Origin of the sequence: Streptomyces sp. NPDC057287 (assembly GCF_042667905.1) — a bacterium.
Taxonomy (GTDB): domain Bacteria; phylum Actinomycetota; class Actinomycetes; order Streptomycetales; family Streptomycetaceae; genus Streptomyces.
The window spans coordinates 310,969-334,869 of the sequence record NZ_JBHUYV010000002.1; the positions used below are offsets into that span (position 1 = coordinate 310,969).

Consider the following 23,901-nt stretch of genomic DNA (forward strand, 5'->3'; position numbering starts at 1 on the left):
CTCGGGCCCCCGTGGGGTCGCGCCCCCTCAGGTCCCGGGGCCCGCCCCGGGCGCCCCCCCCCGGCCCCCCCCCCCCCCCCACCCCCACCGGGGGGGGGCCTCAGGGCCCGCCACGGAGGCGTCCTTCGCGTCGGACGAAGCGTCAGGGGCCGTCGGCACCCGGCGACGCCGGAGTCGAAAGATCTGCCGGAGGCGTTGACTCAGCCCTGAGCGGGCTCTACTTTCTGACCGGTAAACCGAACTGTGTTCGAAATATCGGCCACTCGGGCACCCTGGGCGCCGTACCCCTCGTTGCGTCCGCCTGCCCGCCGTGGCCCGGTCGTCCCTGTCCGTCCGCCCTCGGAGAGCTGATGAGCGCACAGTCACGCCCCCTTCCCGCGCCCTCCCGCCGACTGGTCCTCGGTGCCGCCGCGGCGACGGCGGCGTCCGTCGTCGCCGACCTCACGTTCGGAGCGCCACCCGCCCACGCCGCCGACGCGGCCTACGTCATGGGCTACTTCGCCGAGTCTCCGGCAGGGACCGGGACCGACTACGGGCTGCACCTGGCCGTCAGCACGGACTCGCGCCACTGGATGCCGCTGAACCAGAACGCCCCGGTGGTCACCCCCACCGCGGGCGCGGGTGGCTTGCGGGACCCGTTCGTCATGCGCAAGCGGGACGGCACGTTCGTGGTGCTGGCCACCGACCTCAAGGGAACCGACTGGGGCTACAACAGCCGGTACGTCCATGTCTGGGACTCGACGGACCTGCGCGGCTTCACCAACTACCGCCGCCCCGAACTGCACGACATGGCCACCCACAGCTGGGCGCCGGAGGCCTTCTGGGACGCCGGCCGCGGGCAGTACGCCCTGCTGTACTCGGCCGTGAACTCCAGCGGCCACAACGTCCTCATGGTCAACTACACCGCCGACTTCACGACCGTCTCCGCACCCCAGGTCTTCTTCGACCCGGGCTACGACGTCATCGACGGCAACATGACCCTGGGCGTCAACGGCGTCAACTACCTGTACTTCAAGAGCAGCGCGGCGGGCGGCCTCGTCGGTGCGCGGTCCACCTCGCTGACCCCCGGCAGCTTCACGCCCTTCAGCACGACGGTCGCCCACGGAGGCACCGAGGCGCCCACAGTGGTGAAGTCCCTGTCATCGAGCACCTGGTATCTGTGGGGTGACACCTACACCCCCAACGGGGTCTTCTACGCCTGGCAGACGACCGATCTCGCCGCGGGGACCTGGACCGCCCTGAACCAGCGGGACTACACGCACCCGGTCAACGCCAAGCACTGCTCGATAGCGCCCATCACCTCCGCCGAGTACGGCAACCTCGTCTCCCGCTGGGGCGCCCCCGCCTGGAACAGGCTCAAGTCGTACAACTTCCCTGACCGCTACGTGCGCCACGCCGACCTCGTCGCACGGATCGACGCCTACCCGTTCGACCCGTACGCCGACTCGCAGTGGAAGCTCGTGCCCGGACTGGCCGACTCCGCGGGGGTGTCCTTCCAGTCGGTCAACTACCCCGCGCGTTATCTGAGGCACTCCGACTACGAACTCCGGCTGGCCCCGAGCGACGACACCGCGCGGTTCGCCCAGGACGCCACCTTCCAGAAGGTCGCCGGGCTGGCCGACACGACCTGGACGTCCTTCCGCTCGTACAACAACCCGACGCGCTACATCAGGCACTCCGGCTACGTCCTGCGGATCGATCCCGTCACCACCGCCACGGACAAGGCCGATGCCACCTTCTCGGTGGGCCACTGAACGGGCGGGCCGCTCCGGCGCGCGCGGGGAGAGACCGGTGAGATGCACGGCGTTCATCCGGCCTGCCTCATGCGCCGTCGGTGTCCAGCCGCCGCGCGGACCTGAGCAGGTACTCGGGCAGTTTCGAACTGGCCGCCAGCACCTCGACGCCGATGAGACGGCGCTGCTCGTCGAAGTCGAGGTTGATCATGCCGTCGACGTCCACCGGATCGCAGGGATACGTGTGTGCGGACCTGACGAGGACCTGGGGTTCGGTGAAGTAGACGTACGCTGCGTCCACGGACTCGTCATAGGTGACTTCGACCTCTGCCACGGTGAGCCGGCTCCCTGGGTGTGGTCGATGGCGTGACTTCGTCGGCCCACGCCACGGCCGTGTCGGTCTCGTGCTCACGCTGTGAGCTGCACGGCCGTGGCGGCCTCGATGATGTCGGTGATGCGGGCGGCGCCGCAACGGAGTTTGCGCAGGCCCGGTCGGTGTCCGGGGCGCCGCGGCTCGACGTCGTGGCTGCCGGTGCCTCACTGACGGCTGATCGCCCGCGAGATGCCGGTCAGGCGCAGTGCCGGGCGGTGACCCGGAGCGGATTCGGCGCCGCCCCCCCAGCAGCAGCGCCGCGACGACCTCGGCCCGTACGGTGAAGCCCTCTGCTGACGAGCCGTCGCGCGCGTCGACAGTGCCGCCCCGGGCGAAGGAATCCCACGACCGGCGTTCGACGGTGCTGAGTTCGGGCCCTCAGGCGCATGACACACGAACACGCTTGCTTGCCGCCGCGTACAACCCGTCAGGACACCGTGGCAGCCGGTGGGGTCCACCGCTTGCTGCGGGGGACCGAGCCGGAGACGTCGTAGTCCTTCTTGAGCTGTTCCGGGATGGCGTAGTGCATGACGCGTCCACGGGTCAGGGAGGACAGCTCGAGAACGGTCGTCAGATGGCCGAGGCGGTCCAATGCCCAGGCGCCGAGGGGTGAGCGGTCCTCGATGCTCTCCAGCACGCCGAGGAGGTGGGGCAGGGTCCTGACCACGGTGTCCCACGAGGTGCGGGGCACGCCGAGCCAGTCCGCGCAGGTGTCGCCGGCCAGGTGGCGGATGAGGGCGGAGACGACAGGGTCGAAGAAGGTCCCCGGCACGACCTCCTCGTACAGGTCGATGAGCTGTCGTGTCAGATGCGCTCCCTCCAGCGAAGGCCCCATGTGCCGGACCATGTACAGGTCGAGGAAGCGGCGGGCGTCGTCGAGCGTCCGGGGCACGGCCTCCTGGTCGACTCCGAGCATCGCGCCGACCACGCGCCAGGCGTAGTAGTACGACTCCGCGCCGTCCGTCGACATGTGGATGCCGAGGCGGTGCAGGCTGTCGAGGACGAGCAGGGAGAAGAACATCTGCCCGCCGATCATGTCCTCCTGGCAGATCGGCGTCCCGAGCGCGGCGGTGTCCCAGCGGTTCTCCCGCTTCAGGTGGTGGCGGATGGAGGCATGGAGGAGGCGGACCTTCTGGGCTGCGGGGATGAAGGGGCTGCCCGCCTCGAACGCCCCCGGCTGCATCAGGTAGACGGTGAACTGCCCCGTCTCCGCCATCCGTTTGGAGGGGTAGTCGAGCCCGTGGGTGGCCGACAGCAGCTTCGCCACGTGGGGGACGACGTAGCAGGCGGGCATGGAGGCGAAGGACAGGGCGGTGGAGATGTGCACGTTGTTGTCGGCGAAGAACAGACGCGCCTTCTCCATCTCGCCCCAGTCGACCCAGGCCGGTGGCGCTCCGGTGGCCTCGAGGTACTCGCGGGCGACATCGGGCAGTCCGTCCGGCAGGGGTGAGCCGGCAGTGGAGACGTAACGCATCAGTGAGTTGAACTTTCCGACCTCCCCTCGGTCGAAGAGCGCGGCGACGGTGGCGTCGGCGAGTTCGTCCCCGGCCAGACGCAGGGCGTTCAACGACGACTCGGTGTAGCTCAAGGCAGGGCTCCTTCTTCGGTACGGGTTGTTCCGCACGAGGCGGTCCACGGAGAGTCCGGCCGCGCGGCCTTCGGGAGGATCCCCGGCCCGCGCGTTCGTGCCGGTCGGCATGCGCGTGCCGTCAGGACACGCGGACGGTCACCGATTCCGCCAGCGCGGTCAGGGCCGAGGCGGCAGGGGAGGGCACACCGAGCTCGGCCAGGACGCCGAGCGCCTCCTCCACCCGCACGGTGATCATCTTCTCGATACGGGCAGGCGCGTCGAGCCGGCACATCAGCTCACGCACCGCGTGCAGACCCTCCGCACCCGGATCGCGTCGGCCCAGGAGGGCGCGCAGCTGTTGCCGCTCGGCATCGTCGGCGACGCGCCAGGTCTCCGCCAGCAGGGCCGTGGGCCGGTGGCCGCGCAGATCGTCGGCGTTGGACTTGCCCGTCCGCTCGGGGCTTCCGAACAGACCGAGCAGGTCGTCCCGGAGCTGGAACGCCTCGCCCAGCGGGAGTCCGTACGCCGAGAAGCCCACACGTATCCGTTCGCCGGCCCCGGCCAGGGCGCCGCCGATCAGCAGGGGCTGCTCGACGGTGTACTTGGCGGTCTTGTACCGGATCACCTTGAGCGAGTCCACGGTGTCCGGGGGCGCTCCGGTACGGAGGATCTCCAGGCACTCACCGGCGATCAGGTCCCGGGCCAGCACCGACCACAAGGGGCGGGCCCGGGCGAGATACGCCGCCGGCAGGCCGCTGGTGGTGAACAGCTGCCCGGCCAGTCCCATCAGCAGGTCTCCCACCAGCATCGCCAGCGACCTGCCCGCGGAGACGGAACGCGGCCGGTGGCGCACCGCACCACGCAGGGCGATCTGTGCGGTGGGCCGGCCGTGGCGCAGCGGGCTGTCGTCGATGAGGTCGTCGTGGACGACGGCGGCGGCGTGCACCAGTTCCATCGAGGCCGCGGCCCGCACCAGCGCGTCGTTGTCCGGCTGTCCCACGGCTCGCCAGCCCCAGTAGCAGAACGCCGCCCGCAGCCGCTTCCCGTCCGCGACCGACGCCTCCAGCTGATCGGCCACGGGCCCCAGGTCCGGATCGACGTCCGCGAACCGCTCCGCCTCCTCGGCGACGAAGCGCCGGAGTACGTCGTCGACGCGGGCCTTGAAGGCGGCCGGCTCCCAGCGGTCAGCCACCATCGACGGCCTTCCGCGCGAGGGCTTCCCTGGCGAGGATCTCCAGATGGGCCGGTGGCGTGGCGGCGTACCTGTCCAGTACCAGGCGACCTCGCGCCCTCAGATCGTGCTCCGCGTCCGCCACCAACTCCACGCCGTCCGAACGGCGGAGCAGCCCCCGCACCGTCCCCAGGACCGAACCGACCGTGCTCACCGCCAGGTCCGCCAGTCCCGCCACCAGCAGCACCGCCTGCCCTTCCGGGCCCGCACCCCGCCCCGCGTCCTTGGTCATCGCTCCGTCTCCCCTCACGTCCCGCACATCCGGACGGCGCCGGTCACGCGCCGCTCTCCACAGGGTCCCGGCGCGCGGAGGAGGCGGGCGGAGGAAGTCACGATCGAGTGAGGGCGTCGCCCGGCCGTACGGATCGCGCAGGTCACACCCCTTTGCGGCTCAAACGTCGGCTGTCGGCCATCCGTTTCCGGTGGGCGTCCGCACGGGGCCCGCGCGGCAGATTCGGCGGCTGGGCTCGATCGGGTCGGTCACGCGGTCGGACGCGAGGCCGGGCACAGGGGGCGCCCGCGGTGAAGCGGTACCGGAGATCGGCACACCCGCCGACCGTGGGCAGGAGGCGTACGACCCGCCGGCCGTGGGCGGGAGACGTGCGACCCGACGACGGTGAGGGGGAGGCGTTCGGCCTGTCGATGGTGAGGGCGTAGGCGCTCGACCCGCCGGCCGCTCCGGCCCCGATCTTCCCCGCAGGGGTGATGACACACCCATCATGACAGGTCAGAGGGCATTTTCGTAGGACGAACAGCACGCTTTCAAAGCCTTGTTGAGGACCTGTCGCACCTCTCAGAATCACCGTCATGAATCACTCGGAAAGCGTCGATCAGAATGCGGTACTGCGGGCACGGACTCTTCTGCTCGGATCCGGCACCATCAACATCCACGAGGCTGTCGACGCCTATCGCCTGCTCGCCGAGGTGAGCCCGGCGGTGTATCTGCCGCGCCTGGCCCAGGCGCTCCTGGAGTTCGGGACGGCGGACCCCCGGAACCCGGAGACCCGCCTGACCGTCGTGACCGAGGCCGCCGCGGCGGCTCGGCGGATGGAGCCGGCCGAGCCGAGGCGCGCGGCGCTGCTTCGAAAGGCGCTGGAGGCGTGCGAGCAGGAACTGACCGTGCTGGGGCGGACGGAGCAAGCCCGTTCGGTGAGTGAGGAGTTGGCCCGGGCGGTCCGGGGCGAGGAGGGGAGCCGGTGACCCGCCGCCGCTGACGGCGGGGACGGGGTCGGGGCGGAGGGCACCGAGCCTTCGCCCCGGGGCGCCGTGATCACGCCCTCGGGGAGACCGGCCGGCGCCCTGGCGGACCGCCGCGGCGTGGGACTCGCCTACGATCGTCCCCGTGTGCGCAAACGTCATAGTCGCCGAAGACGACGCGAAACAGGCCGAGCTGGTCCGCCGGTACCTCGAACGCGAAGGCCATGCGGTCACGGTGGTGGCGGACGGGCTCTCCGCCCTCGAACAGGCCCGGCAGGGGGCACCGGACCTCCTCGTCCTCGACGTGATGATGCCGAGGGCGGACGGCCTCGACGTGGTGCGCATTCTGCGCGCCGAGGAGCGGGAGGTGGCGGTCCTCATGCTCACCGCACGGGCCACGGAGGACGACCTGCTGCTCGGGCTCGACCTCGGCGCGGACGACTACATGACCAAGCCCTACAGCCCTCGGGAGCTCATGGCACGGGTGCGTACCCTCCTGCGGCGCACCCGGAGCCCGCGTGACGCGGGGCGCGAGGAGGGCCGTGTGCTGCGGGTAGGAACCCTCGCCGTCGATCCCGTGCGGCACGAGGTGGCGGTCGACGGTGTCGGGGTCGAGTGCACACCCGGGGAGTTCCGTCTCCTCGCGGCGATGGCCGCCGAACCCGAGAGGGTCTTCACCCGCGAGCAGCTGCTGGCCGAACTGCACGGGTTCGACCGGTACATCAGCAGCCGTACGGTCGATGTGCACATCATGAACCTCCGCAAGAAGATCGAGCGCGCTCCCCGGCGCCCGGCCCGGCTGCTCACCGTCTTCGGAGTCGGCTACAAGCTCATGGACCCGCTGAAGGGTGCCCCGCGTGCCTCGGCGCGCTGAGCGCGGCGGGCAGCGGCTGCGTCTGCCGCTGCGCAAGAGTCTGCTCGGCAGGCTTCTGGCGGTGTCGGCGCTCGTCGCGGCCTGTTCGGTCGCCGCGACGGCGTGGCTGGCCGTGCAGACCACGTCCGGCGCGATCGAGCAGGAGCAGGGCCGCAACCTCGCCGCCGACACCCGCGTCCTCGACGGTCTTCTCGCCTACGCGGCGGAACACCCCACCTGGGGCGGCGTGGGGGCCACCGTCGACGAGCTCGCGGACGAGTCCGACCGGCGGATCACGCTGACGACGCAGAGCCGGGAGATCCTCGCTGACTCCGCCGGCTCGTCCCCGCCCCCTCCCGCCCTGCCGCCGCAGGCGTCGGCGGTCGTGGACCCCTTGTCGGTGGCCGCCGTGTCCTCCGGTACGGAGGCGGGAGCCGGATCCGTGACCGTCGCGGCACCCGGCACCGACGGGGAGCAGCGCACCGGGAACGACCGGGTCGACCCGCGTGCCGTCGGGCCGTTCCGGCTCCCCGAGGCCGAGCGCGCGTCGTTGAGGCGGACCGCCGAGGAGACGGTGGAGTGCCTCGGCCGGTCAGGGATCGCCTCGGACGTCGTCGACAGCCCGAGCGGCCGGCCCCGTATCCAGGTGGTGGGCAACGATCCGGCCCGTATGCAGAACAGCCGGTGCTCGACGGACGACCTGGACAGTCCCACCGGAACCGAGGCGAAGGCGCTCACCGCGCTGAACGAGCTCGTCAACGCGTGCCTCGACCGTCAGGGACGTGAGGCCGTACGGCTCGATCTCGACCTCTCGTGGAACACGGAGGGGGAACCCGGGTCCTCGGGCGCGGCGGCCGTGCCCGAGCCGGCGCGGGTGCCGGGTACCGCCGTTCCGCAGGAGGCCCCGACCCCCGTTCCCACCGCCGCGCCCCTGGACAGCGAGAACGACCGCGACATCGCCTCCTGCGTCGGCATCGCCCGCCAGGAGCAGCTCAGTTCGTACGTCGCCTCACCCGCGCTGCTGTTCATCAGCGACCCCGGCGGGGGTGCCGTCCCCGGCTTCGAACTGTCCTCCGGGAACACCGCGAAGATCACCGGTGTCGCGGCGCTCGTCCTCGCACTCACCGTCGGGGCCTCGGTGCTCGCCGGGGTCCGGCTCGTGCGCCCGCTGCACGCCCTCACAGGAGCGGCCCAGCGCATGCGGGACGGAGAGGACCCCTCACACGTGGTGGTCGCCGCGGACAACGAGATCGGCCGGCTGGCCGCCGCCTTCAACGACATGGCGGAGCACCGGGCACGGCTGGAGGAACAGCGCAAGGCGATGGTCAGCGACGTGGCGCACGAGCTGCGCACCCCGCTGAGCAACATCCGCGGATGGCTGGAGGGTGCCCAGGACGGCATCGCCGACGTGGACGGGCCGTTCGTGTCCTCGCTGCTCGAGGAAGCGGTGCAGTTGCAGCACATCATCGACGACCTCCAGGACCTGTCGGCGGCGGACGCCGGTGTCCTGCGTCTTCACCCCGAGCCCCTGAGGATCGAGGAGTTGCTCGCCTACGTCGTCGCGGCCCACCGGGCGGAGGCCGATGCCGCGGGGGTCGGCCTCCGCGTGGCGGTGCCCGAAGGAGGCGTACCCGTCCCCGACCTCGCCGCCGACCCGGTGCGGCTCAGGCAGGCGATCGGCAACCTGGTCTCCAACGCCGTACGCCACACCCCGGCCGGAGGGCAGGTGACGCTGCGCGCCCACGCCACCGGGGGAGCGGACGACGAGGTGGTGGTGGAGGTGGCCGACACCGGAAGCGGCATAGCGCCGGAGGACCTGCCGTACGTCTTCGACCGTTTCTGGCGCGCGGAGAAGTCACGCAGCCGACGCACCGGCGGAAGCGGCCTGGGGCTGGCGATCGTCCGCAAGCTCGTCGAGGCGCACGGTGGCACGACCGGGGTGGTCAGCACTGTGGACCGGGGCTCGGTGTTCACTCTGCGGCTGCCACCGGCCGGCCCTGATCCGATGGACACGGTGGTCTGACAGATTCCTCACAACTTCACTCCAGTCTGAGGGCATGCCCGGCGCCCGGCGCACATCCGTGCGAGGGCACCAACAGAGCCGAGCTGGAATCGGAGTTCTTCATGTCCCTTCGCCCGACCCTGCGAACCGCGGTCCTCGTCGCCGCCGCCATCGGCGCCGTCCTGGTCCCGTCCGCCGCGGCCGTCGCCGACAGCACGCCGACGGCGGCCCCCGCCGAGGCCGCCACCCCCACCCCCGCGTCCGGGGACGCCGGCAGGCCGACGGCCGCGACGCCGGCTCCCGCGTCCGGCGGCGCCGAACGGCCCTCCGCTGCTCCGGTCCCCGCCGACTCCGTGCGCCCGGGCACGATGCCGCGGGGCGGTGTGGCCGCCGGGGAGCTTCCGACCGGAAACAGCGGCGACACCGCTGACACCGCGCTCTACGGTTCCGCTGCCGGCATCGCACTGCTCGCGGGCGCCGGCGTCCTCGTCCTGCGCCGCCGGTCCGCCGCGCAGCGCTGATCCGCACGGTGGCGCCGCTCCCCGCACAGGGGGCGGCGCCACCCCCCGTTCCCTGATTGCCCATCCGTCAGCCTCTGCCCACCGCACCGGAGCACTCATGCCCTGCACACCGAAGACGTCGACACGGACAGTCGTGTCCCTGGCGGCAGCCTGCCTTCTCCTTGCCCCTGTCACCGGTTGCGGCGCGTCCGTCACACCCGAACCCACCGTCGACGTCGCCTCACACGCCCCCGAGGTCCGGGACGCGCCCAAGGCGCCGGCGCCGACGCGGCTGGAGGTCCCGTCGCTCGGGATAGACACCACGCTGATGCGGCTGGGACTCAACGACGACGGCACGGTCGAAGTCCCGCCCGCGGACAAGGGCATGACGGCCGGCTGGTACGCGGGCGGGGCCGTGCCCGGCGAGCCCGGTGCCGCCGTGCTCATCGGTCACAACGACACCCGCTTCGGCAAGGCCGTCTTCCACGACCTGCACGGCGTCGCCAAGGGTGCGGACATCGCCGTGTCCGACGGGAGCGGCGAAGAAGCACACTTCACGGTCACCGGAACGGAGAGCGTGAGCAAGAAGGCCTTCCCCACCGAGAAGGTGTACGGAGCCACCGACGAGCGGGTGCTCCGCCTCGTCACCTGCGACGGAGCCTTCGACGAGGACGGACACCCCGTGGACAACCTCATCGTCTACGCGACGCTGCGCTGACGGAGAACCGTCCAGGTCCGGACGGACGCGGGGTCCGTGCACGACTCCCGCAGAACCGGCAGAACCCGTACGAGCCTCGGACGCACCCGCAGGGGATCAGGGCACACGCGTCCCTGCTCCGCCCTGTGGGGGAGCGTGCTCCGCCCGGGTGACGGCGACCAGGGCCAGGTCGTCGGTCAGGACCCCACCCGTGTGACGGTGGACCGCCCGGGCGAGCTTCTCCACCACGGCCGGCGGACCCTGGCGCCAGGACTGCCGGAGCTCCTGCTCCGGTGTGTAGAAGCGTCCGTCGGCGTCGCGGGCCTCCAGGAGCCCGTCCGTGCACAGCAGGAGCAGGTGTCCGGGGCCGAAGGGGCGGGCCTCGTCGGTCCACGGGCCGGGGTCGAACTCACCGAGCCCCAGAGGCAGCCCCGGATGCTCCGGCTCCCAGGCGAGCAGGGTGCTCCCGTCCACGAGATAGGCCGGGCAGTGGCCCCGGTTGATGAGCCGGACCTCCGTGCCGTCGTCCGGGATCTGCGCGATGGCAGCCGTGATGAAGTGCTCGCTGCTCACGGTGGTGCCACCGCCCACCGCCTCGGTCTCCCGGGTGTGGCGGGTCACCGCCTCGTCGAGATGGCGGGCCAGCTCCGGCAGGGTCGGAGTGTGGTGAGCGGCCTCGTGGAAGCTGCCCACGAGCGCGGCGACGCTGGGGATGGAGTTCAGCCCCTTGCCGCGCACGTCACCGATGAGCAGGCGCACGCCGTAGGGGGTGTGCTCCGCCGCGTAGAGGTCACCCCCGACAGCGGCCGCGGCGGAGGCGGCTTCGTAGCGCACCGCGATCCAGGTGTTCCCCCACCAGGCCCGTACCGGCGGCAGGACGGCGCGCTGGGCGCTCTCCGCCACCCGCTCGGCGCCCTGGAGTCTGCGCCGCAGGGAGAGCCGCAGCCGGCACAGAGGCACGGACGCCCAGGCGAGGACCACCATGGCGAAGTAGTCGACCACCGCGTGACTGCCCTCGGACGACAGGTGGCTCGCGAGCAGCAGGACCAGCCCGGCGAGACTGTTGAGGACGGCCACCCCGACCACGGCCCGCAGCGAGTACACACAGGCCGCCATCATGGAGCTGAGGATCAGGAACACGTCCCCGCTGAATCTCCCCGGCCAGGGCAGGTCGACCGCCAGCGCCAGAACCACCAGGGCCAGCGGCGCGAGCCGAGTCCACGTCGGGAGCAGGTCGCTCTCGTTCTGCGGCGCGTGCGACACCAGCCCCGTCGTGCTGCGGTTCGGGCTCACACTGCATCGCCTCCGAGGTGCGGCGGGCGAGCCTCCGCCGGGCAGGCTCCGCGTCCTCTACGACCTTGGCGCCGGAAGCCCCGCCCCGCACGCGGGAGCGGCCCTCGGCGAGCGGACCGGCCACGTCCGCGGCGTACTCCGTCCGGGTTCTCCGGCATGCGGACAGCGGGTCGCCCGGCTCGGCACACGCGCATCGTGGTGGGCACTCGGCGACGTGTGGCGGAGGGTTGCCGCGGCAGCTGAGCTGTGCCGCAACCCTTGACGAGTACACGTACGCGGGCCAAGAATGAGCGCGCAGTGCGCATGACAACGTTGTCTACGTCTCGAGAGGCGCTCTTTTCATGAGATGGACCCACTGGATTCGCGGTGCGGGGGCGGCTGCCGCCACGGCAGCCCTCCTCGGCGGCGCCGTCGCCGCACCCGCCGCGGCGGACGGAGGGGGCCACGCCGAGCGCGGTCGCCTCACCGATCTCGTCAACCCGTTCATCGGAACCGAGAACGAGGGCAACACGTATCCGGGTGCCGCGGTGCCGTTCGGCATGGTGCAGTTCTCGCCCGACACGGGACACAACACCGGCTACGACTACTCCGAGAACCACATCCGGGGCTTCTCCACCGTGCACATCTCCGGCGTGGGCTGCGGTCTCGGCGGAGATCTCCCGGTGCTTCCGACGACCGGCGACATCACGTCGACGGACAACGCCACGTACGCGGCCGAATTCAGCCATGACGACGAGAAGGCGAGCCCCGGCACCTACGAGGTCGGCCTCAAGACGGGCATCCGGGCAGAGCTGAGCGCCACCGAGCGCACCGGCGTGCAGCGTTACACCTTCCCCGCCACGGACAAGGCCAACGTCCTCATCAATGCGGGGCAGTCACTGCACAAGACGCTGAGCACCGACGTCGAGATCCTCGACAACCGGACCGTGCGCACCGCCATCACCGGCAGCGGCTTCTGCCAGGACACCAAGCCGTACACCGTGTACACGATCACCCGCTTCGACCGGCCGTTCACCACGTCCGGCACCTGGAAGGGTGACGCGGTCACCGAGGGGTCGAAGTCCTCGTCGGCGGCCGCCGAGCGCAACGGTGCCTTCCTGCGCTTCGACACCACCAAGGACCGCACCGTCGAGGCGACGACCGCGATCTCGTACGTGGACGCCAAGGGCGCGGCCTTCAACCTCCGTGCCGAAGGCGGCCGTTCCTACGACCGAGTCGCCCGCGCCGCGCAGGCCGCGTGGGAGGACCGGCTCGACGACGTCGAGGCGAAGGGCGGCAGTGAGACCCTGCGCCGGACCTTCTACTCGTCCCTCTACCGCTCGTTCCTCGCGCCGAACATCGGCAGTGACGTGGACGGCCGCTACACCGGCTGGGACCAGAAGACCCACCGGGCCAAGGGCTTCACCTACTACCAGAACTGGTCGCTCTGGGACACCTACCGCACCCAGGCCCAGCTCCTGTCACTGCTCGCACCCCACGAGTCCCGTGACATGGCGATCTCCGTGCTCAAGATCGACCAGGACAGCGGCTGGCTGCCCAAGTGGGGCTACGGCACGGTCGAGACGAACATCATGACGGGCGACCCCGTCACGCCGTTCCTCACCAACGCCTACCAGCAGGGTCTCCTCAAGGGATACGAGGAGCAGGCCTACCGGGCGTTGAAGAAGAACGCCGACGGTGTGCCCCCGGCCGACTCCGCCCCCGTGGGCCGCGAGGCCAACAAGGAGTACCTTGCCGACGGTTTCGCGCCGTACATCAAGGACCGCGCCCATGTGAAGCCGGGTGACTCCGACTACGACCACGGCGCCTCCGCGACCCTGGAGTACGCGCTGTCCGACGCGATGCTCGGACAGATGGCGAAGGAGCTGGGACACGAGGACGACGCCGCCCGGTACGCGGAGCGTGCGCAGAACTACCGGAAGATCTTCGACAGTTCGACCGGCTTCTTCCGTGCGCGGGACGTGAACGGGGACTTCACCGGTCCCGTCGACCCGGCTCAGAGCGAGGGCTTCCACGAGGGCACGTCCTGGCAGTACCAGTGGCTCGTCCCTCAGGACCTGCCCGGCATGGTCTCCCTGATCGGCGGCACCGCGTCCGCCAACGAACGCCTCGACTCGTTCTTCGCCTACGAGCAGCTGCTCCAGGACCCGGCGAAGACCGCCCGAGAGGTGTGGGTGAACGGGCCGTACGACTACTACAACGCGGACAAGTACAACCCGCAGAACGAGCCCGACCTGATCGCTCCCTACACGTACCTCTCCACCGGTCAGCCCTGGAAGACGACGGACGTGGTGCACGCCGCGCTGACCCTCTTCACGGACGCGCCGACCGGCATGACGGGCAACGACGACCTGGGCACGATGTCCGCCTGGAACGTCCTGTCCTCGATCGGGATCTTCCCGGTCCAGCCGGGCACCGACACCTGGGGCCTGTCGACCCCGGTCTTCGAGCGGGTCGACCTGACCCTGGACCGGCGCTACTACCCCAAGGGGAAGCTGACCGTGAAGGCGCGGGGGACGTCCGACTCGGCGCGCTACATCCAGTCCGCGAAGACGGACGGGGCGGCGTACGGGAAGACCTACCTCACCACCGAGGACATCCGCGGTACGCGCGACCTGACCTTCGACGTCGGCTCGCAGCCCTCGAAGTGGGGCACCTCGGCGGACGCAGCACCGCCCGCCCTGAAGTAGGGCGCCGCTGCGGTCCGTACGCCACAGGACCCGCCCCTCACCGAGGGGCGGGTCCTGTGGCGCGTCCGGCCGCGAGGATGCTCAGCCGTTGAACCGGTCGGGGTCGAACCCGGTGCGCTCGTCGCGGTTCAGGGCGTTGATCTCGCCGATGTCCCCTTCGGTGAGCTGGAAGTCGAAGAGGTCGAAGTTCTCCTCGATGCGCCGCTGCGTCACCGACTTGGGGAACACGATGTCACCGCGCTGCAGGTGCCAGCGCAGGGTGACCTGGGCCGTCGACTTGCCGACCCGCTCCGCGATGCGGGTGAGCGCCGGATCGTCGAGCACCTTGCCCTGCGCGATGGGGGACCAGGCCTCGGTGGCGATGCCGTGTTCGGCGCCGAAGGACCTGACGGCGTCCTGGGTGAGGTACGGGTGCACCTCGATCTGGTTGACGGCCGGCACCACCACGCTGTTGTCCATCAGGCGGCGCAAGTGGCTGGGTTGGAAGTTGGAGACCCCGATCGCCTTGACACGTCCCGAGCGGTAGATCTCCTCCATGGCCTTCCAGGTCTCCACGAAGTCGCCCCTGTCGGGCAGCGGCCAGTGGATGAGGAAGAGGTCCAGGTACTCCAGCCGTACCTTCTCCATGGTGCCCTCGAACGCCTGGAGGGCGTCGTCGTAGGCGTGGGCGCCGTTGTCCAGCTTGCTGGTGACGAAGACGTCGGCCCGGTCGAGGCCGGAGTCGAGGACCGCCTGGCCGACCTCCTTCTCGTTGCCGTACATCTGCGCCGTGTCGATGTGCCGGTAGCCGGCCTCCAGGGCCGCCAGAGTGGTCTCGCGGGTGTCTTCCGGAGGGATCTGGAAGGTCCCGAAGCCGAGCTGCGGGATTTCCACACCGTTGTTGAGCGTGAGGGAGGGTACGGAGGGCACGAGCGACTCCTTGCGTGGATGTTCGGGGTGGTCAGTGGGGTCAGGGACAGGTGCTCCGGGCCGAGGACGAGGACACCCCGCCGGGACGCCGCCGGCGGCTCAGCCGGCGATTCCGCGCAGCTCGGCGTCCGGCGGCAGGATCCGGACCAGCTTGCGGTTGACGAACTCCTGCATGCCGAGCTTCGACAGCTCCCGTCCGTATCCGGAACGCTTGATACCGCCGAAGGGCAGATCCGCCTGGGTGGACGTGGGGTGGTTGACCCAGACCATGCCGGTCTCCACCCGCTCGGCCACCCGGCGGGCCCGCTCCACGTCCGCGCAGAAGACGGAGCCGCCCAGCCCGTACTGGCTGTCGTTGGCGAGGGCGATCGCCTCGTCCTCGTCCGCGACCCGGTGGATCACCGCGGCCGGTCCGAACAGCTCCTCGGCGTAGGCGCGCATTCCGGGTTTGACGCTGGTGAGGATCGTCGGCTCGACGTACGCGCCCGGGCGGTCGACGCGGTCGCCGCCGATGACGAGCTCGGCGCCCTGGGCCACGGTCTCGCGGATCTGGTCGACCAGATCGGACGCCGCCTGCTCCGACGAGAGCGGTCCCAGTGTCGTCGAGTCGTCCGAGGGATCGCCGGCTTCGAGAGCCTCGAAGCCCCGGCGCATGCCCTCCACGAACTCGTCGTACACGTCCGCCACGACGATGAACCGCTTCGACGCCACGCAGCTCTGCCCGGTGTTGCCCATCCGGCCGGCCACTGCGGCGCCGACCGTGCGGTCCAGCGCTTCGCCGTCGAGCACGATGAAGACATCGCTGCCGCCGAGCTCCAGCAGGCTGGGCTTCATGTTCCGTCCGGCGCGTTCGGCGACCTGCGCCCCCGCCTTCTCGCTGCCGGTCAGGGAGGCCCCGCGTACGACCGGGCTGTCGATGATGCGCGAGATCTCGTCGTGGCTCACGAACAGATTGGTGTAGACGCCGACCGGGGCTCCCGCGTCGCGGAACAGTGACTCCAGGGCGAGCGCGGACTGCGGGCAGATTCCCGCGTGCTTGACCAGCACGGTGTTGCCCAGCACCAGGTTGGGCCCGGCGAAGCGCACCACCTGGTACAAGGGGAAGTTCCACGGCATCACGCCCAGCAGCACACCGAGCGGCTCGTTGACGAGATACGCCTCGCCCTCCGCGACGTCCAGCGGCTCGTCCGCCGCGAAGCCCGGGCCGTGTTCCGCGTAGTACGTGAGGATCGACGCGGCCAGATCGACCTCACCGCGCGCCTCGGAGATCAGCTTGCCCATCTCGAGTGTGATGATCCGGGCCAGTGGCTCCTTGCGCTCCCTCATCAGCTCGGCCGCCCGTCCGACCACGTCCGCACGGTCCTCGATCGGACGCTTGCGCCACGCGTCGAACGCGCGGTCCGCCGTGTCGAGGACGGCGTCGACCTGCTCCCCCTCGATCGAAGGGAACTCCGCGACGGTCTCTCCTGTGGCCGGGTCGACGGTGGCGAACGTGCTCCTGCGCTGGTCCGACATGAAATCTCCAGGACGACGTGGGGGGTGACACATGGGTCACACGGCGGAGTACTGCATTCCGCCCTCCAAGCGGCGTACCCGGCATCAAAGTAGGCAAACAGGACGATATGCCTTAATGGTCATCCGTATCCGGAGTGTGCGCGCCCCCATACACTCCGGATGCGCTGCCGGACGGGGGCGGGCGCACCCCGGGGGAGGCGATCTCGGCCGGGGCGCCCGGGATCATCGCCCCTCCGGCGCGTGTCCGCCCTTCCCCCGTACGAAACCCGGAGCCGGGGCGCGCCGGGCCCAGACGCGCTGAAGGGCCCGGTGGTCGAGCACCGTGATGCCCTCCCGGGCCACGGCCTCCCTGGCCTCCGGCGAGGTCAGGAACGCGTGGTCCGTGTGCCGCACGCGCCAGCCGCTGTCGAGGCTCCGCGCCTCCCGGGTGTTGAGCGCGGGATGGACGGCCCACTCGCTGAGCCCGGCCGGCAGGTCGTGCAGAAGCCGGGCGTAACTGGCCGGCTTGTCCTCGGTACCGAGGGAGAAGCTGTCCAGGAAGGCGTGGTCGATGACGGGCAGCCCCCGCCGGCGCATCGCGCTCAGGCCGGGCTCCAGCCAGACGCGAACGGCGAGGCCGTACTCCGCGGCCAGTCCCACGGTCAGGTCCAGGATGTCGTCGCGCCCCCCGTCCGCCAGACAGTGGAAGTCCAGGTGGGTCGGTGCGAGTCCCGTGTCGGCCACGGCATCGATCTGCGCGCGGAACTCGGTCTCGATCTCGTCCGGCCGGGCCCGGCGGAGCAGCGCGGCCCTCCCGGCCGGGGTCGGCGCGAAGAGATTGCCGGAGGGGTCCAGCAGGGAGGGCACCTTTTCCCTCGCTGTCAGGGGCCCCCAGGGCATGAGGGGCATCTCGCACACGAGTGTCAGGTGGATCCCGAACGGAATGCCGGGCCGCTGCCCGAGCAGCCGCATGGCATCCGCTGCCGCCGGACACACGGTCATGAGGCTGCACGAGGCGGCGATCCCCTCCTCGATCGACTCGATCACCGCCGCGTTGACCGCGGGGTACATTCCGAAGTCGTCGCAGTTGACGATCAGGAGGCGGGCATCGGGCGGGAACCCCGTGATCGCGTTCGCCGCCACCGGTGCCGTCACGGCTGGGAATTCGACTGCTTGTCCGTCCATCCCCGCAGTCTGAGGGCCAGCACGACGATCCCGCACCCGGATTCGCGTGCGGGCCGGGCGTCGTGGAGGGAGCGGCCGGGCCGGGCGTCGTGGAGGGGAGTGGCCGAGCCGGAGGAAAACGACTTGACCTCGGACTTAGGTTTTCCGCATGACGACTTCGCTCCGGTTGGAAGAGATTTCTACCACCAATATCGATGTGGCGATCGGCCTGAAGGTCCGCCCCGACCAGGACCACTTGGTTGCGCCGGTGGTGAAATCCCTCGCCGAGGCCTACGTGTACCCGGACATCGCCTGGCCCCGTCTCATCCTCGACGGAGACCGGCCCGTCGGTTTCCTCATGGCCTTCCTCGACATCGACTTCGCCGGCGACGGTACGGGCACCGACATCCGCTCCGGGCTGTGGCGGCTCAACATCGCCGCCGGCGAGCAGGGCCGCGGCTACGGCCGCTTCGCGGTCGAGACCGTGGCCGCCGAGATCCGCCGCCGCGGCGGCACCCGTCTGACCACTACCTGGCACCCCGGCGCGGACGGCCCCGAGGGCTTCTACCTGGGTCTCGGATTCCGGCCGACGGGGGAGACCAGCGGGGACCAGACCGTCGGGGAACTGGAGCTGCGCTGAGGACCGTTCCCCGCAGCCCGGCCGGGGCGCCCGGCCTCGGCGGCGGGGCGCCCGGCCGGCGGAACGTCCTCCGCCACGAACGGCGCGGACCTGTCCTGGAGCGCGGGGCCCCCGACGGATCCGCCGCTGCCGACCCGGATGCCGGACTCCAGCAGCGCCGCCGACCGCACCACGGCCCCGGCCACCGGAACAAGGGACGCGCCGCGCGTCCGCTGCTCTGCCGCTGGGGCCACGGGGCGGGCAGCTCCTACCGGTCCTTGGCCAGGGCGACGAGCTCGGCGAACAGGCCACCGGCGTGTGCGAGGTCGTCGTAGGTGCCCTGCTCGACCACGCGGCCCTCGCGCAGGACGACGATGCGGTCGGCCAGCCGGGTGTTCTCGAGCTGGTGGGTGACGACGATGGTCATGCACTCTGCGGCGATGCGCTTGATCTCGAGGAAGATCTGGTGCTCCCCGCGCGGGTCCATCTGCGACGTCGGCTCGTCGAGGATCAGCAAGGGGGTCCTCCGGTACAGCGCCCGTGCGCACGCGAGCCTCTGCCACTGGCCACCGGACAGCTCGGCCCCGCCCCAGAGCTCCCTCGCGAGGAGGGTGTCGAGCTGCTGAGGCAGCTCCTCCACCACCTCGCGCATGCCGACGGCGTCGACGGCCTTCCACACGGGTCCGTCGTCGTACGTCCTGGGCTGGCCGAGCGTGATGTTCTCGCGCGTACGCAGCGGCCAGCAGGCGAAGTTCTGGGGGACGAGGGCGGTGCGCTTCCACACGGCCTCGGGATCGGCGCCGGCGAGGTCGGTGCCGTCCCACAGGACGCGTCCCTTGTCGGCCAGGAGGATGCCGGTGATCAGCTTGGCCAGGGTCGATTTTCCCGAGCCGTTCTCGCCGACGACCGCCAGGATCTCGCCGCGGCGCAGGGTGAGCGAGACGCCCGCCACGGCGGGCACGTCCTTGCCGGGGTACCGGTAGACGACTTCGTCGAGCCGGATCTCGTCCACCCGGTCGGGAATCACCGCACCGCCGCGCTCAGGAGCGAGTCGGGCCGCCATGTCCAGGAAGGTCTCCATGTCCGCGAGATACAGGGACGTGTGGAAGAGCGCCGCGCCATGGATGACGAACTGTGAGAGCGCGGCCAGCGCGGTCTGGACGGCGACGACCGCGGTGGCCGCGACGGGCAGGGCGACACGCCCGGAGACGGCAAGCCACGCGAGGGTGGCCCAGGTGCCCAGCAGGAAGACACCGCCCAGGGAGCTGGTCGCCAGGACGATGCGCAGCATGCGGGGAGCCGCGGCGAGGGTGCGCCGGTCGATCCGGTCGGACAGGGCGCGATACCAGTGGACGAGGTAGCCGGTCATGCCGTTGGCGCGGACCTCGTCCCCGTGACGTGAGTAGGTGGCCCACCAGCGCATCATGGAGCGCACGTTGCGGTCGGCGACGTTGGTGTAGTGCGTCTCGTAGTCCACCCTGGCCGTCAGTACGGCACCGAATCCGGCGGGAAGCACGGCGAGCAGGAGCAGCGGCAGCATCATCCAGTGCAGCGCCGTGATGACTCCGGTCGCCGCGGTCATGCGGACGAGGGCGGCCATGAACCGCTGGGCGTCCTGCACCATCGACCGCGTCCGGGTCACGCCGACCTCGGCGGCCTCCTGCCGGTCGGCGAACCCGTCCTCCCCGTACGCGGACGATTCGACGCGGCACACGGCGGAGACGAGCGCGATGTCCGCCTCGGTCGTCAGCAGTGGCGTGATCCGGGCGTCGGCGTAGGACGACAGGGCGCCGCTGACGCGGCCCACGCCGGCGGCCGCCGCTACCACGATCAGGGCGGGCAGCGAGGCATGCAGGCGTTCGGAGACGGGTCCGGAGGCAAGGATGTGCGTCATGGCCCGCGCGGTGAACGCGAGCACGACGGCGGCCGCGGCCCCCGTGAGGAGCTGGCAGCCGAGAAGGAGCGCGGCGCCTGTCCTGTCGACGCTCCAGGTCCTGCGTCCGGCGTGCACGAGGATGGCGGGCAGTCGCCTGCACATCGCCCCGAAACTGGCTCCTGCCAGGGGGTTCTTACCGTGCTTGCCCTCGAAGGTGATGGTGGCCGGCGGCGGAGGGGGAGGCGTTTCGGCGCTTGCGGCCGGGGGATCGGTCACGGTCACTCTGCATCTCTCCTGGAGGTACGTGCCGCGCCTGGCCGGCTCGGCGGTGCACGGCCTAACGACGTGCCACGGGATTCGAACGCACTCGATTCCGGACGTCGGTGGCCCCTTGAAGGGCAAGGCCCCAGGTGCCTGTTCGCCGCGCCTGAGCCGTCGTCGGGCGGCGCGAGTTGGCCGAAACGCCGGTGCCTGAAACGCATGGGGCGTACGAGGTTTCCGGCGGCGGAGTCCAGGCATGACGAGGGAGTTGAAGCGCTTCGATTCGCCTGCTCTTCCTGCTCCTCGACCTCGAGGGCTGCACTCCAGGTGATGACCCGAGCATGTGCGGGCCATGGGTCCGGCAGGATCTATTGACACCCCCGCACCCCGGTGCCATCGTCGAAGCGCTTCAACGACCATGGCCGAAGGACCCGGCCGTGGCCCCCGAACTCTGAGGACAGACCATGGCGTTCTTCGACAACCCGGTGATCCCCGGCTTCAGCCCGGATCCGAGCATCTGCCGCGTGGGCGAGGACTACTACGTCGCGACGTCCAGTTTCGAGTACGTGCCCGGGGTGCCGCTGTGGCACAGCCGGGACCTCGTGAACTGGAGGCTCATCGGTCACGCTCTGGACCGGCCGTCGCAGTTGACGCTGCCCGACACGGCCCCGTCCTCGTGCGGGGTGTACGCCCCGACGCTGCGGCACCACGACGGTCGCTTCTGGCTGATCACGACGGTGGTCGCCGGCGAGGGCAACATCCTGGTGACTGCCGAGGACCCCGCCGGCCCGTGGTCCGACCCCGTACCGGTCGGAATCCCGGGCATCGACCCCGACCTGACCTGGGACGACGAGGGGGACTGCTGGTGCGTGTTCTCCCACGACGGGATCCGCGCCGTGCGCATCGAGCCGGAGACGGGCGAAGTGCTCGGCGAACCGGTGGACATGTGGTCCGGGAGCGGCCTGCAGTATCCCGAGGGCCCGCACCTCTACCGGATCGGCGACTGGTGGTACCTGCTGCTGTCGGAGGGCGGGACCGAACGCGGGCACGCGATGTCGGTGGCCAGGGCCCGTACCCTGACCGGCCCCTACGAGCCGCACCCGGACAATCCCGTTCTCTCGCACCGCAGCACGGGTCACCCGGTGCAGAACACCGGCCACGGCGATCTGGTGCAGGCCCACGACGGCACGTGGTGGATGGTTCTGCTGGGCACCCGGCCGCGCGGTGACACGCCGAAGTTCCACGGCATGGGCCGGGAGACGTTCCTGGTGCCGGTGCGGTGGGAGGACGAGTGGCCGCTGCCTGGCCCGCTGGAACTCCGCGCGCAGGCACCGGAGCTGGCTCCGCACCCCTGGCCCGCCGAGCCGGACCTCGACGACTTCGACGCCCCCGAGCTCGCCCCGCGCTGGGTCTCGCCGCGACGGCACGACCCGGCCGCCGTGCGCCTCGACGAGCGGCCCGGCCATCTGGTGCTGCACGCCCGCGCGGACGGCTTGGACAAGCCCGGCGCGGTATTCGTGGGACAGCGGCAGTCCGACCCCGACTGCGCGGCGCGCACGCGGGTCGACGCCGGTGAGAGCGGGCGGGGCGGCCTCGCCGTCCGGCTCGACGAGGCGCACCACTACCAGATGGAGACGGAGGGCGGCCTGGTGCGTGCGGTCGCCCGGATCGGCCCGCTGTGCCGGACGGTGGCCGAGAGGGCCGTGCCGCCGGGCGCTGTGACGCTGCGGATCGACGTGACCACCACGGACGTCCTGCCGCCCACCGTCACCGTACGTCCCGAGGACGCCGGGGACGCGGCGGTGTCCGGGCTCCGCGTCGGCGGACCCGACACCCTGCGCCTGGTGTACGAGACCGACGACGGAGTCTTCGAGGTCCTCGCCGAACTCGACGGCCGCTACCTCACCACGGAGGTCGCGGGGGGTTTCACCGGCCGGGTCATCGGCATGTACGCGACTCGGGGCTCCCTCGCCTTCGACCGGTTCGAACTGCGGGCTGCCTGACGGCGCCGCGGACCGCGACCCTGCCGCCGTGCCTCGGCAGGGTCGCGGGTGCGGCGTCAGCGAGGCAGGGCGGTCTCCAGCCATTGCAGGATCTCGGGTGTGACCGGGTCGGTGATGTCGGCGAACTCCTCGTGCTTCTTGAGGAACTTCGCCACGTAGGGGCAGACCGGCACGATCCGCTTGCCCGAGGCGCGCACGTGGCTCAGTGCCTCCCGCACGAGGACGGATGCCAGTCCCCGGCCCGCGAAGGCGTCATCGATCTCGGTGTGGAAGAAGACGCGCTGCCCGTCGCGGTCGCGATAGGCGGTGAACCCGGCGGACACCTCGTCCACCAGGATCTCGTAGCGGTGCCGGGCGTCCACGTTCCGGACGGTCGGATCGGCGGCCTGGGTCATCGGGTACTGCCTTTCGGGCGGGTCGGATTGCCCCGGGGGGCGAGGACGGCGTTGGGAAGCGCGGGGGCGGGGATGCGGTCGCCGGGGTAGCCGTCGACGTGGCCGAAGCGGTCGGAGGCCGCGGCCCAGTCCTCACGTGCCTCGGCGATGTCCTGATGGCTGCGGCCGACGAAATTCCACCACATGACGATCTGTTCCTCGAACGGAGTCCCGCCCACCAGTACCGCCCGGGCGGGTGCGTCCGTCTCGTTGGTCAGGGTCACCGAGTCCCGGCCGGGGCCGAGGTAGCCCAGTTCCGCGCCGTTCAGCAGCGTTCCTTCCACGCGGATGCTCCCCTGGTCGACCAGGAGCCCGTGCTCGAAGGCGGTGTCCGTGTCGAGTGTCGTCGTGGCACGCGGGCCGATGACGATCTCGGCTCCGAGCAGAGGGGTGAAGGTGGGGACCGGTGAGGTCTCCTCGGCGAGCGAGCCGAGGAACACCCTGATCGTGGCGCCGTCCCGGTGGACGGGGCTCGGCGCGTGGTGCCGGAAGTCGCGCCCGGTGCCGCGGTGCTCCTCGGGGAGAGCCACCCACAGTTGGACGCCGTGCAGGACCGTGGTGCCGGGGGTGGAGACCTCCGTGTGGCTGATTCCGTGGCCGCCGGTCATCAGGTTCAGCTCTCCGGGGCGCACGAAAGCGTGGCTGCCCAGGCTGTCGCGGTGCTCGATCTCCCCACTGAACAGCCAGCTGACGGTCTGCAGGCCGATGTGCGGGTGCGGGGCCACGTCCATCCCGCCCGTCCCGGCGACATCGTCCGGGCCGTAATGGTCGATGAAGCACCAGGCCCCGATCAGCGTGCGGGCCCTCTGCGGAAGTGTGCGCCGCACCGTCATCGCCCTCGGGCCGCCCAGAGGTACGTCCCGCGCCGTCAGTACCTCGACGCCGGCGTCCGGCGACGGCTCCCCACTGCCGTCGTCGTCCGCCCGGGGAGCGGCCCGGCCTGCTCCGACGCCGCTCACCGCGGGCCCTCCTGCGCGACAAAGGTGCTTTTATGTTCAACAA

The 23,901-nt window shown here is 71.0% G+C and carries 20 protein-coding genes; 9 read left to right on the top strand and 11 right to left on the bottom strand.

What is annotated here, in order from left to right; all coding sequences use genetic code 11:
* Positions 1-350: 350 nt before the first annotated feature.
* Positions 351-1,754, top strand: coding sequence for a glycoside hydrolase family 43 protein (locus ACFUNE_RS04665; protein ID WP_383562193.1), 1,404 nt, complete (start codon positions 351-353; stop codon positions 1,752-1,754).
* Positions 1,755-1,821: 67 nt separating this feature from the next.
* Here ACFUNE_RS04665 and ACFUNE_RS04670 read toward each other — a convergent pair whose 3' ends face one another.
* The 4 genes from ACFUNE_RS04670 to ACFUNE_RS04685 form a co-directional block, all read right to left on the bottom strand.
* On the bottom strand, positions 1,822-2,067 hold the full coding sequence (locus tag ACFUNE_RS04670; protein WP_383562195.1) for a DUF2283 domain-containing protein: 246 nt from the start codon (positions 2,065-2,067) through the stop codon (positions 1,822-1,824).
* A gap of 466 nt (positions 2,068-2,533) precedes the next feature.
* Positions 2,534-3,694 (bottom strand): oxygenase MpaB family protein, encoded by a 1,161-nt coding sequence (locus tag ACFUNE_RS04675; RefSeq protein WP_383562197.1) that lies wholly within the window; start codon positions 3,692-3,694, stop codon positions 2,534-2,536.
* A 121-nt stretch (positions 3,695-3,815) separates the two neighbouring features.
* Positions 3,816-4,871: a polyprenyl synthetase family protein gene (locus tag ACFUNE_RS04680; RefSeq protein WP_383562199.1), complete on the bottom strand. Its 1,056-nt coding sequence runs from the start codon at positions 4,869-4,871 to the stop codon at positions 3,816-3,818.
* Positions 4,861-5,139, bottom strand: coding sequence for a polyprenyl synthetase (locus ACFUNE_RS04685; protein WP_383562201.1), 279 nt, complete (start codon positions 5,137-5,139; stop codon positions 4,861-4,863). Before ACFUNE_RS04685 ends, ACFUNE_RS04680 begins: the two co-directional genes overlap by 11 nt.
* A 575-nt stretch (positions 5,140-5,714) precedes the next feature.
* Here ACFUNE_RS04685 and ACFUNE_RS04690 point away from each other — a divergent pair.
* The 5 genes from ACFUNE_RS04690 to ACFUNE_RS04710 all read left to right on the top strand — a co-directional run bounded on the left by ACFUNE_RS04690 (position 5,715) and on the right by ACFUNE_RS04710 (position 10,177).
* Complete coding sequence (locus ACFUNE_RS04690) at positions 5,715-6,107, top strand: hypothetical protein (protein WP_383562203.1); 393 nt, start codon at positions 5,715-5,717, stop codon at positions 6,105-6,107.
* Between the two features lie 142 nt (positions 6,108-6,249).
* On the top strand, positions 6,250-6,978 hold the full coding sequence (locus tag ACFUNE_RS04695) for a response regulator transcription factor (protein ID WP_383562205.1): 729 nt from the start codon (positions 6,250-6,252) through the stop codon (positions 6,976-6,978).
* Positions 6,962-8,980, top strand: a complete 2,019-nt coding sequence (locus ACFUNE_RS04700) for a sensor histidine kinase (RefSeq protein WP_383562207.1) — start codon at positions 6,962-6,964, stop codon at positions 8,978-8,980. Before ACFUNE_RS04695 ends, ACFUNE_RS04700 begins: the two co-directional genes overlap by 17 nt.
* Positions 8,981-9,081: 101 nt before the next feature.
* Positions 9,082-9,480, top strand: coding sequence for a hypothetical protein (locus ACFUNE_RS04705; RefSeq protein ID WP_383562209.1), 399 nt, complete (start codon positions 9,082-9,084; stop codon positions 9,478-9,480).
* 97 nt (positions 9,481-9,577) lie between these two features.
* Positions 9,578-10,177 (top strand): class F sortase, encoded by a 600-nt coding sequence (locus ACFUNE_RS04710; RefSeq protein ID WP_383562211.1) that lies wholly within the window; start codon positions 9,578-9,580, stop codon positions 10,175-10,177.
* Between the two features lie 96 nt (positions 10,178-10,273).
* On the opposite strand, the gene ACFUNE_RS04715 is transcribed toward ACFUNE_RS04710, so the two are convergent.
* Positions 10,274-11,449: a PP2C family protein-serine/threonine phosphatase gene (locus tag ACFUNE_RS04715; RefSeq protein WP_383562213.1), complete on the bottom strand. Its 1,176-nt coding sequence runs from the start codon at positions 11,447-11,449 to the stop codon at positions 10,274-10,276.
* Between the two features lie 341 nt (positions 11,450-11,790).
* Here ACFUNE_RS04715 and ACFUNE_RS04720 point away from each other — a divergent pair, with 341 nt between their 5' ends.
* Positions 11,791-14,139, top strand: coding sequence for a GH92 family glycosyl hydrolase (locus ACFUNE_RS04720; RefSeq protein WP_383562215.1), 2,349 nt, complete (start codon positions 11,791-11,793; stop codon positions 14,137-14,139).
* Positions 14,140-14,220: 81 nt separating this feature from the next.
* On the opposite strand, the gene ACFUNE_RS04725 is transcribed toward ACFUNE_RS04720, so the two are convergent.
* The 3 genes from ACFUNE_RS04725 to ACFUNE_RS04735 all read right to left on the bottom strand — a co-directional run bounded on the left by ACFUNE_RS04725 (position 14,221) and on the right by ACFUNE_RS04735 (position 17,727).
* Positions 14,221-15,048, bottom strand: coding sequence for an aldo/keto reductase (locus ACFUNE_RS04725; RefSeq protein ID WP_383562217.1), 828 nt, complete (start codon positions 15,046-15,048; stop codon positions 14,221-14,223).
* 99 nt (positions 15,049-15,147) lie between these two features.
* Positions 15,148-16,563, bottom strand: a complete 1,416-nt coding sequence (locus tag ACFUNE_RS04730; RefSeq protein ID WP_383562219.1) for an NAD-dependent succinate-semialdehyde dehydrogenase — start codon at positions 16,561-16,563, stop codon at positions 15,148-15,150.
* A gap of 222 nt (positions 16,564-16,785) precedes the next feature.
* Positions 16,786-17,727 carry a polysaccharide deacetylase family protein gene (locus tag ACFUNE_RS04735; protein ID WP_383562221.1) on the bottom strand — a complete coding sequence of 314 codons (942 nt, stop codon included), beginning with the start codon at positions 17,725-17,727 and terminating at the stop codon, positions 16,786-16,788.
* A gap of 148 nt (positions 17,728-17,875) precedes the next feature.
* Between ACFUNE_RS04735 and ACFUNE_RS04740 the strand changes: the two genes are divergently transcribed.
* Positions 17,876-18,346, top strand: coding sequence for a GNAT family N-acetyltransferase (locus tag ACFUNE_RS04740; RefSeq protein ID WP_383562223.1), 471 nt, complete (start codon positions 17,876-17,878; stop codon positions 18,344-18,346).
* A gap of 247 nt (positions 18,347-18,593) precedes the next feature.
* On the opposite strand, the gene ACFUNE_RS04745 is transcribed toward ACFUNE_RS04740, so the two are convergent.
* Positions 18,594-20,483, bottom strand: coding sequence for an ATP-binding cassette domain-containing protein (locus ACFUNE_RS04745; protein WP_383562225.1), 1,890 nt, complete (start codon positions 20,481-20,483; stop codon positions 18,594-18,596).
* Between the two features lie 443 nt (positions 20,484-20,926).
* Between ACFUNE_RS04745 and ACFUNE_RS04750 the strand changes: the two genes are divergently transcribed.
* Positions 20,927-22,465 (top strand): glycoside hydrolase family 43 protein, encoded by a 1,539-nt coding sequence (locus tag ACFUNE_RS04750; RefSeq protein ID WP_383562227.1) that lies wholly within the window; start codon positions 20,927-20,929, stop codon positions 22,463-22,465.
* 56 nt (positions 22,466-22,521) lie between these two features.
* On the opposite strand, the gene ACFUNE_RS04755 is transcribed toward ACFUNE_RS04750, so the two are convergent.
* Positions 22,522-22,860, bottom strand: a complete 339-nt coding sequence (locus ACFUNE_RS04755; RefSeq protein WP_383562229.1) for a GNAT family N-acetyltransferase — start codon at positions 22,858-22,860, stop codon at positions 22,522-22,524.
* Positions 22,857-23,858: a pirin family protein gene (locus tag ACFUNE_RS04760; RefSeq protein WP_383562231.1), complete on the bottom strand. Its 1,002-nt coding sequence runs from the start codon at positions 23,856-23,858 to the stop codon at positions 22,857-22,859. The genes ACFUNE_RS04755 and ACFUNE_RS04760 overlap by 4 nt, the downstream gene beginning before the upstream one ends.
* Positions 23,859-23,901: the final 43 nt, after the last annotated feature.

Bases quoted from the DNA above. Each gene is read 5' to 3' on its own strand.
- ACFUNE_RS04665 (WP_383562193.1), top strand. From the start codon at position 351: ATGAGCGCACAGTCACGCCCCCTTCCCGCGCCCTCCCGCCGACTGGTC.
- ACFUNE_RS04680 (WP_383562199.1), bottom strand. From the start codon at position 4,871: ATGGTGGCTGACCGCTGGGAGCCGGCCGCCTTCAAGGCCCGCGTCGAC.
- ACFUNE_RS04685 (WP_383562201.1), bottom strand. From the start codon at position 5,139: ATGACCAAGGACGCGGGGCGGGGTGCGGGCCCGGAAGGGCAGGCGGTG.
- ACFUNE_RS04690 (WP_383562203.1), top strand. From the start codon at position 5,715: ATGAATCACTCGGAAAGCGTCGATCAGAATGCGGTACTGCGGGCACGG.
- ACFUNE_RS04705 (WP_383562209.1), top strand. From the start codon at position 9,082: ATGTCCCTTCGCCCGACCCTGCGAACCGCGGTCCTCGTCGCCGCCGCC.
- ACFUNE_RS04710 (WP_383562211.1), top strand. From the start codon at position 9,578: ATGCCCTGCACACCGAAGACGTCGACACGGACAGTCGTGTCCCTGGCG.
- ACFUNE_RS04720 (WP_383562215.1), top strand. From the start codon at position 11,791: ATGAGATGGACCCACTGGATTCGCGGTGCGGGGGCGGCTGCCGCCACG.
- ACFUNE_RS04730 (WP_383562219.1), bottom strand. From the start codon at position 16,563: ATGTCGGACCAGCGCAGGAGCACGTTCGCCACCGTCGACCCGGCCACA.
- ACFUNE_RS04735 (WP_383562221.1), bottom strand. From the start codon at position 17,727: ATGGACGGACAAGCAGTCGAATTCCCAGCCGTGACGGCACCGGTGGCG.
- ACFUNE_RS04740 (WP_383562223.1), top strand. From the start codon at position 17,876: ATGACGACTTCGCTCCGGTTGGAAGAGATTTCTACCACCAATATCGAT.
- ACFUNE_RS04750 (WP_383562227.1), top strand. From the start codon at position 20,927: ATGGCGTTCTTCGACAACCCGGTGATCCCCGGCTTCAGCCCGGATCCG.
- ACFUNE_RS04755 (WP_383562229.1), bottom strand. From the start codon at position 22,860: ATGACCCAGGCCGCCGATCCGACCGTCCGGAACGTGGACGCCCGGCAC.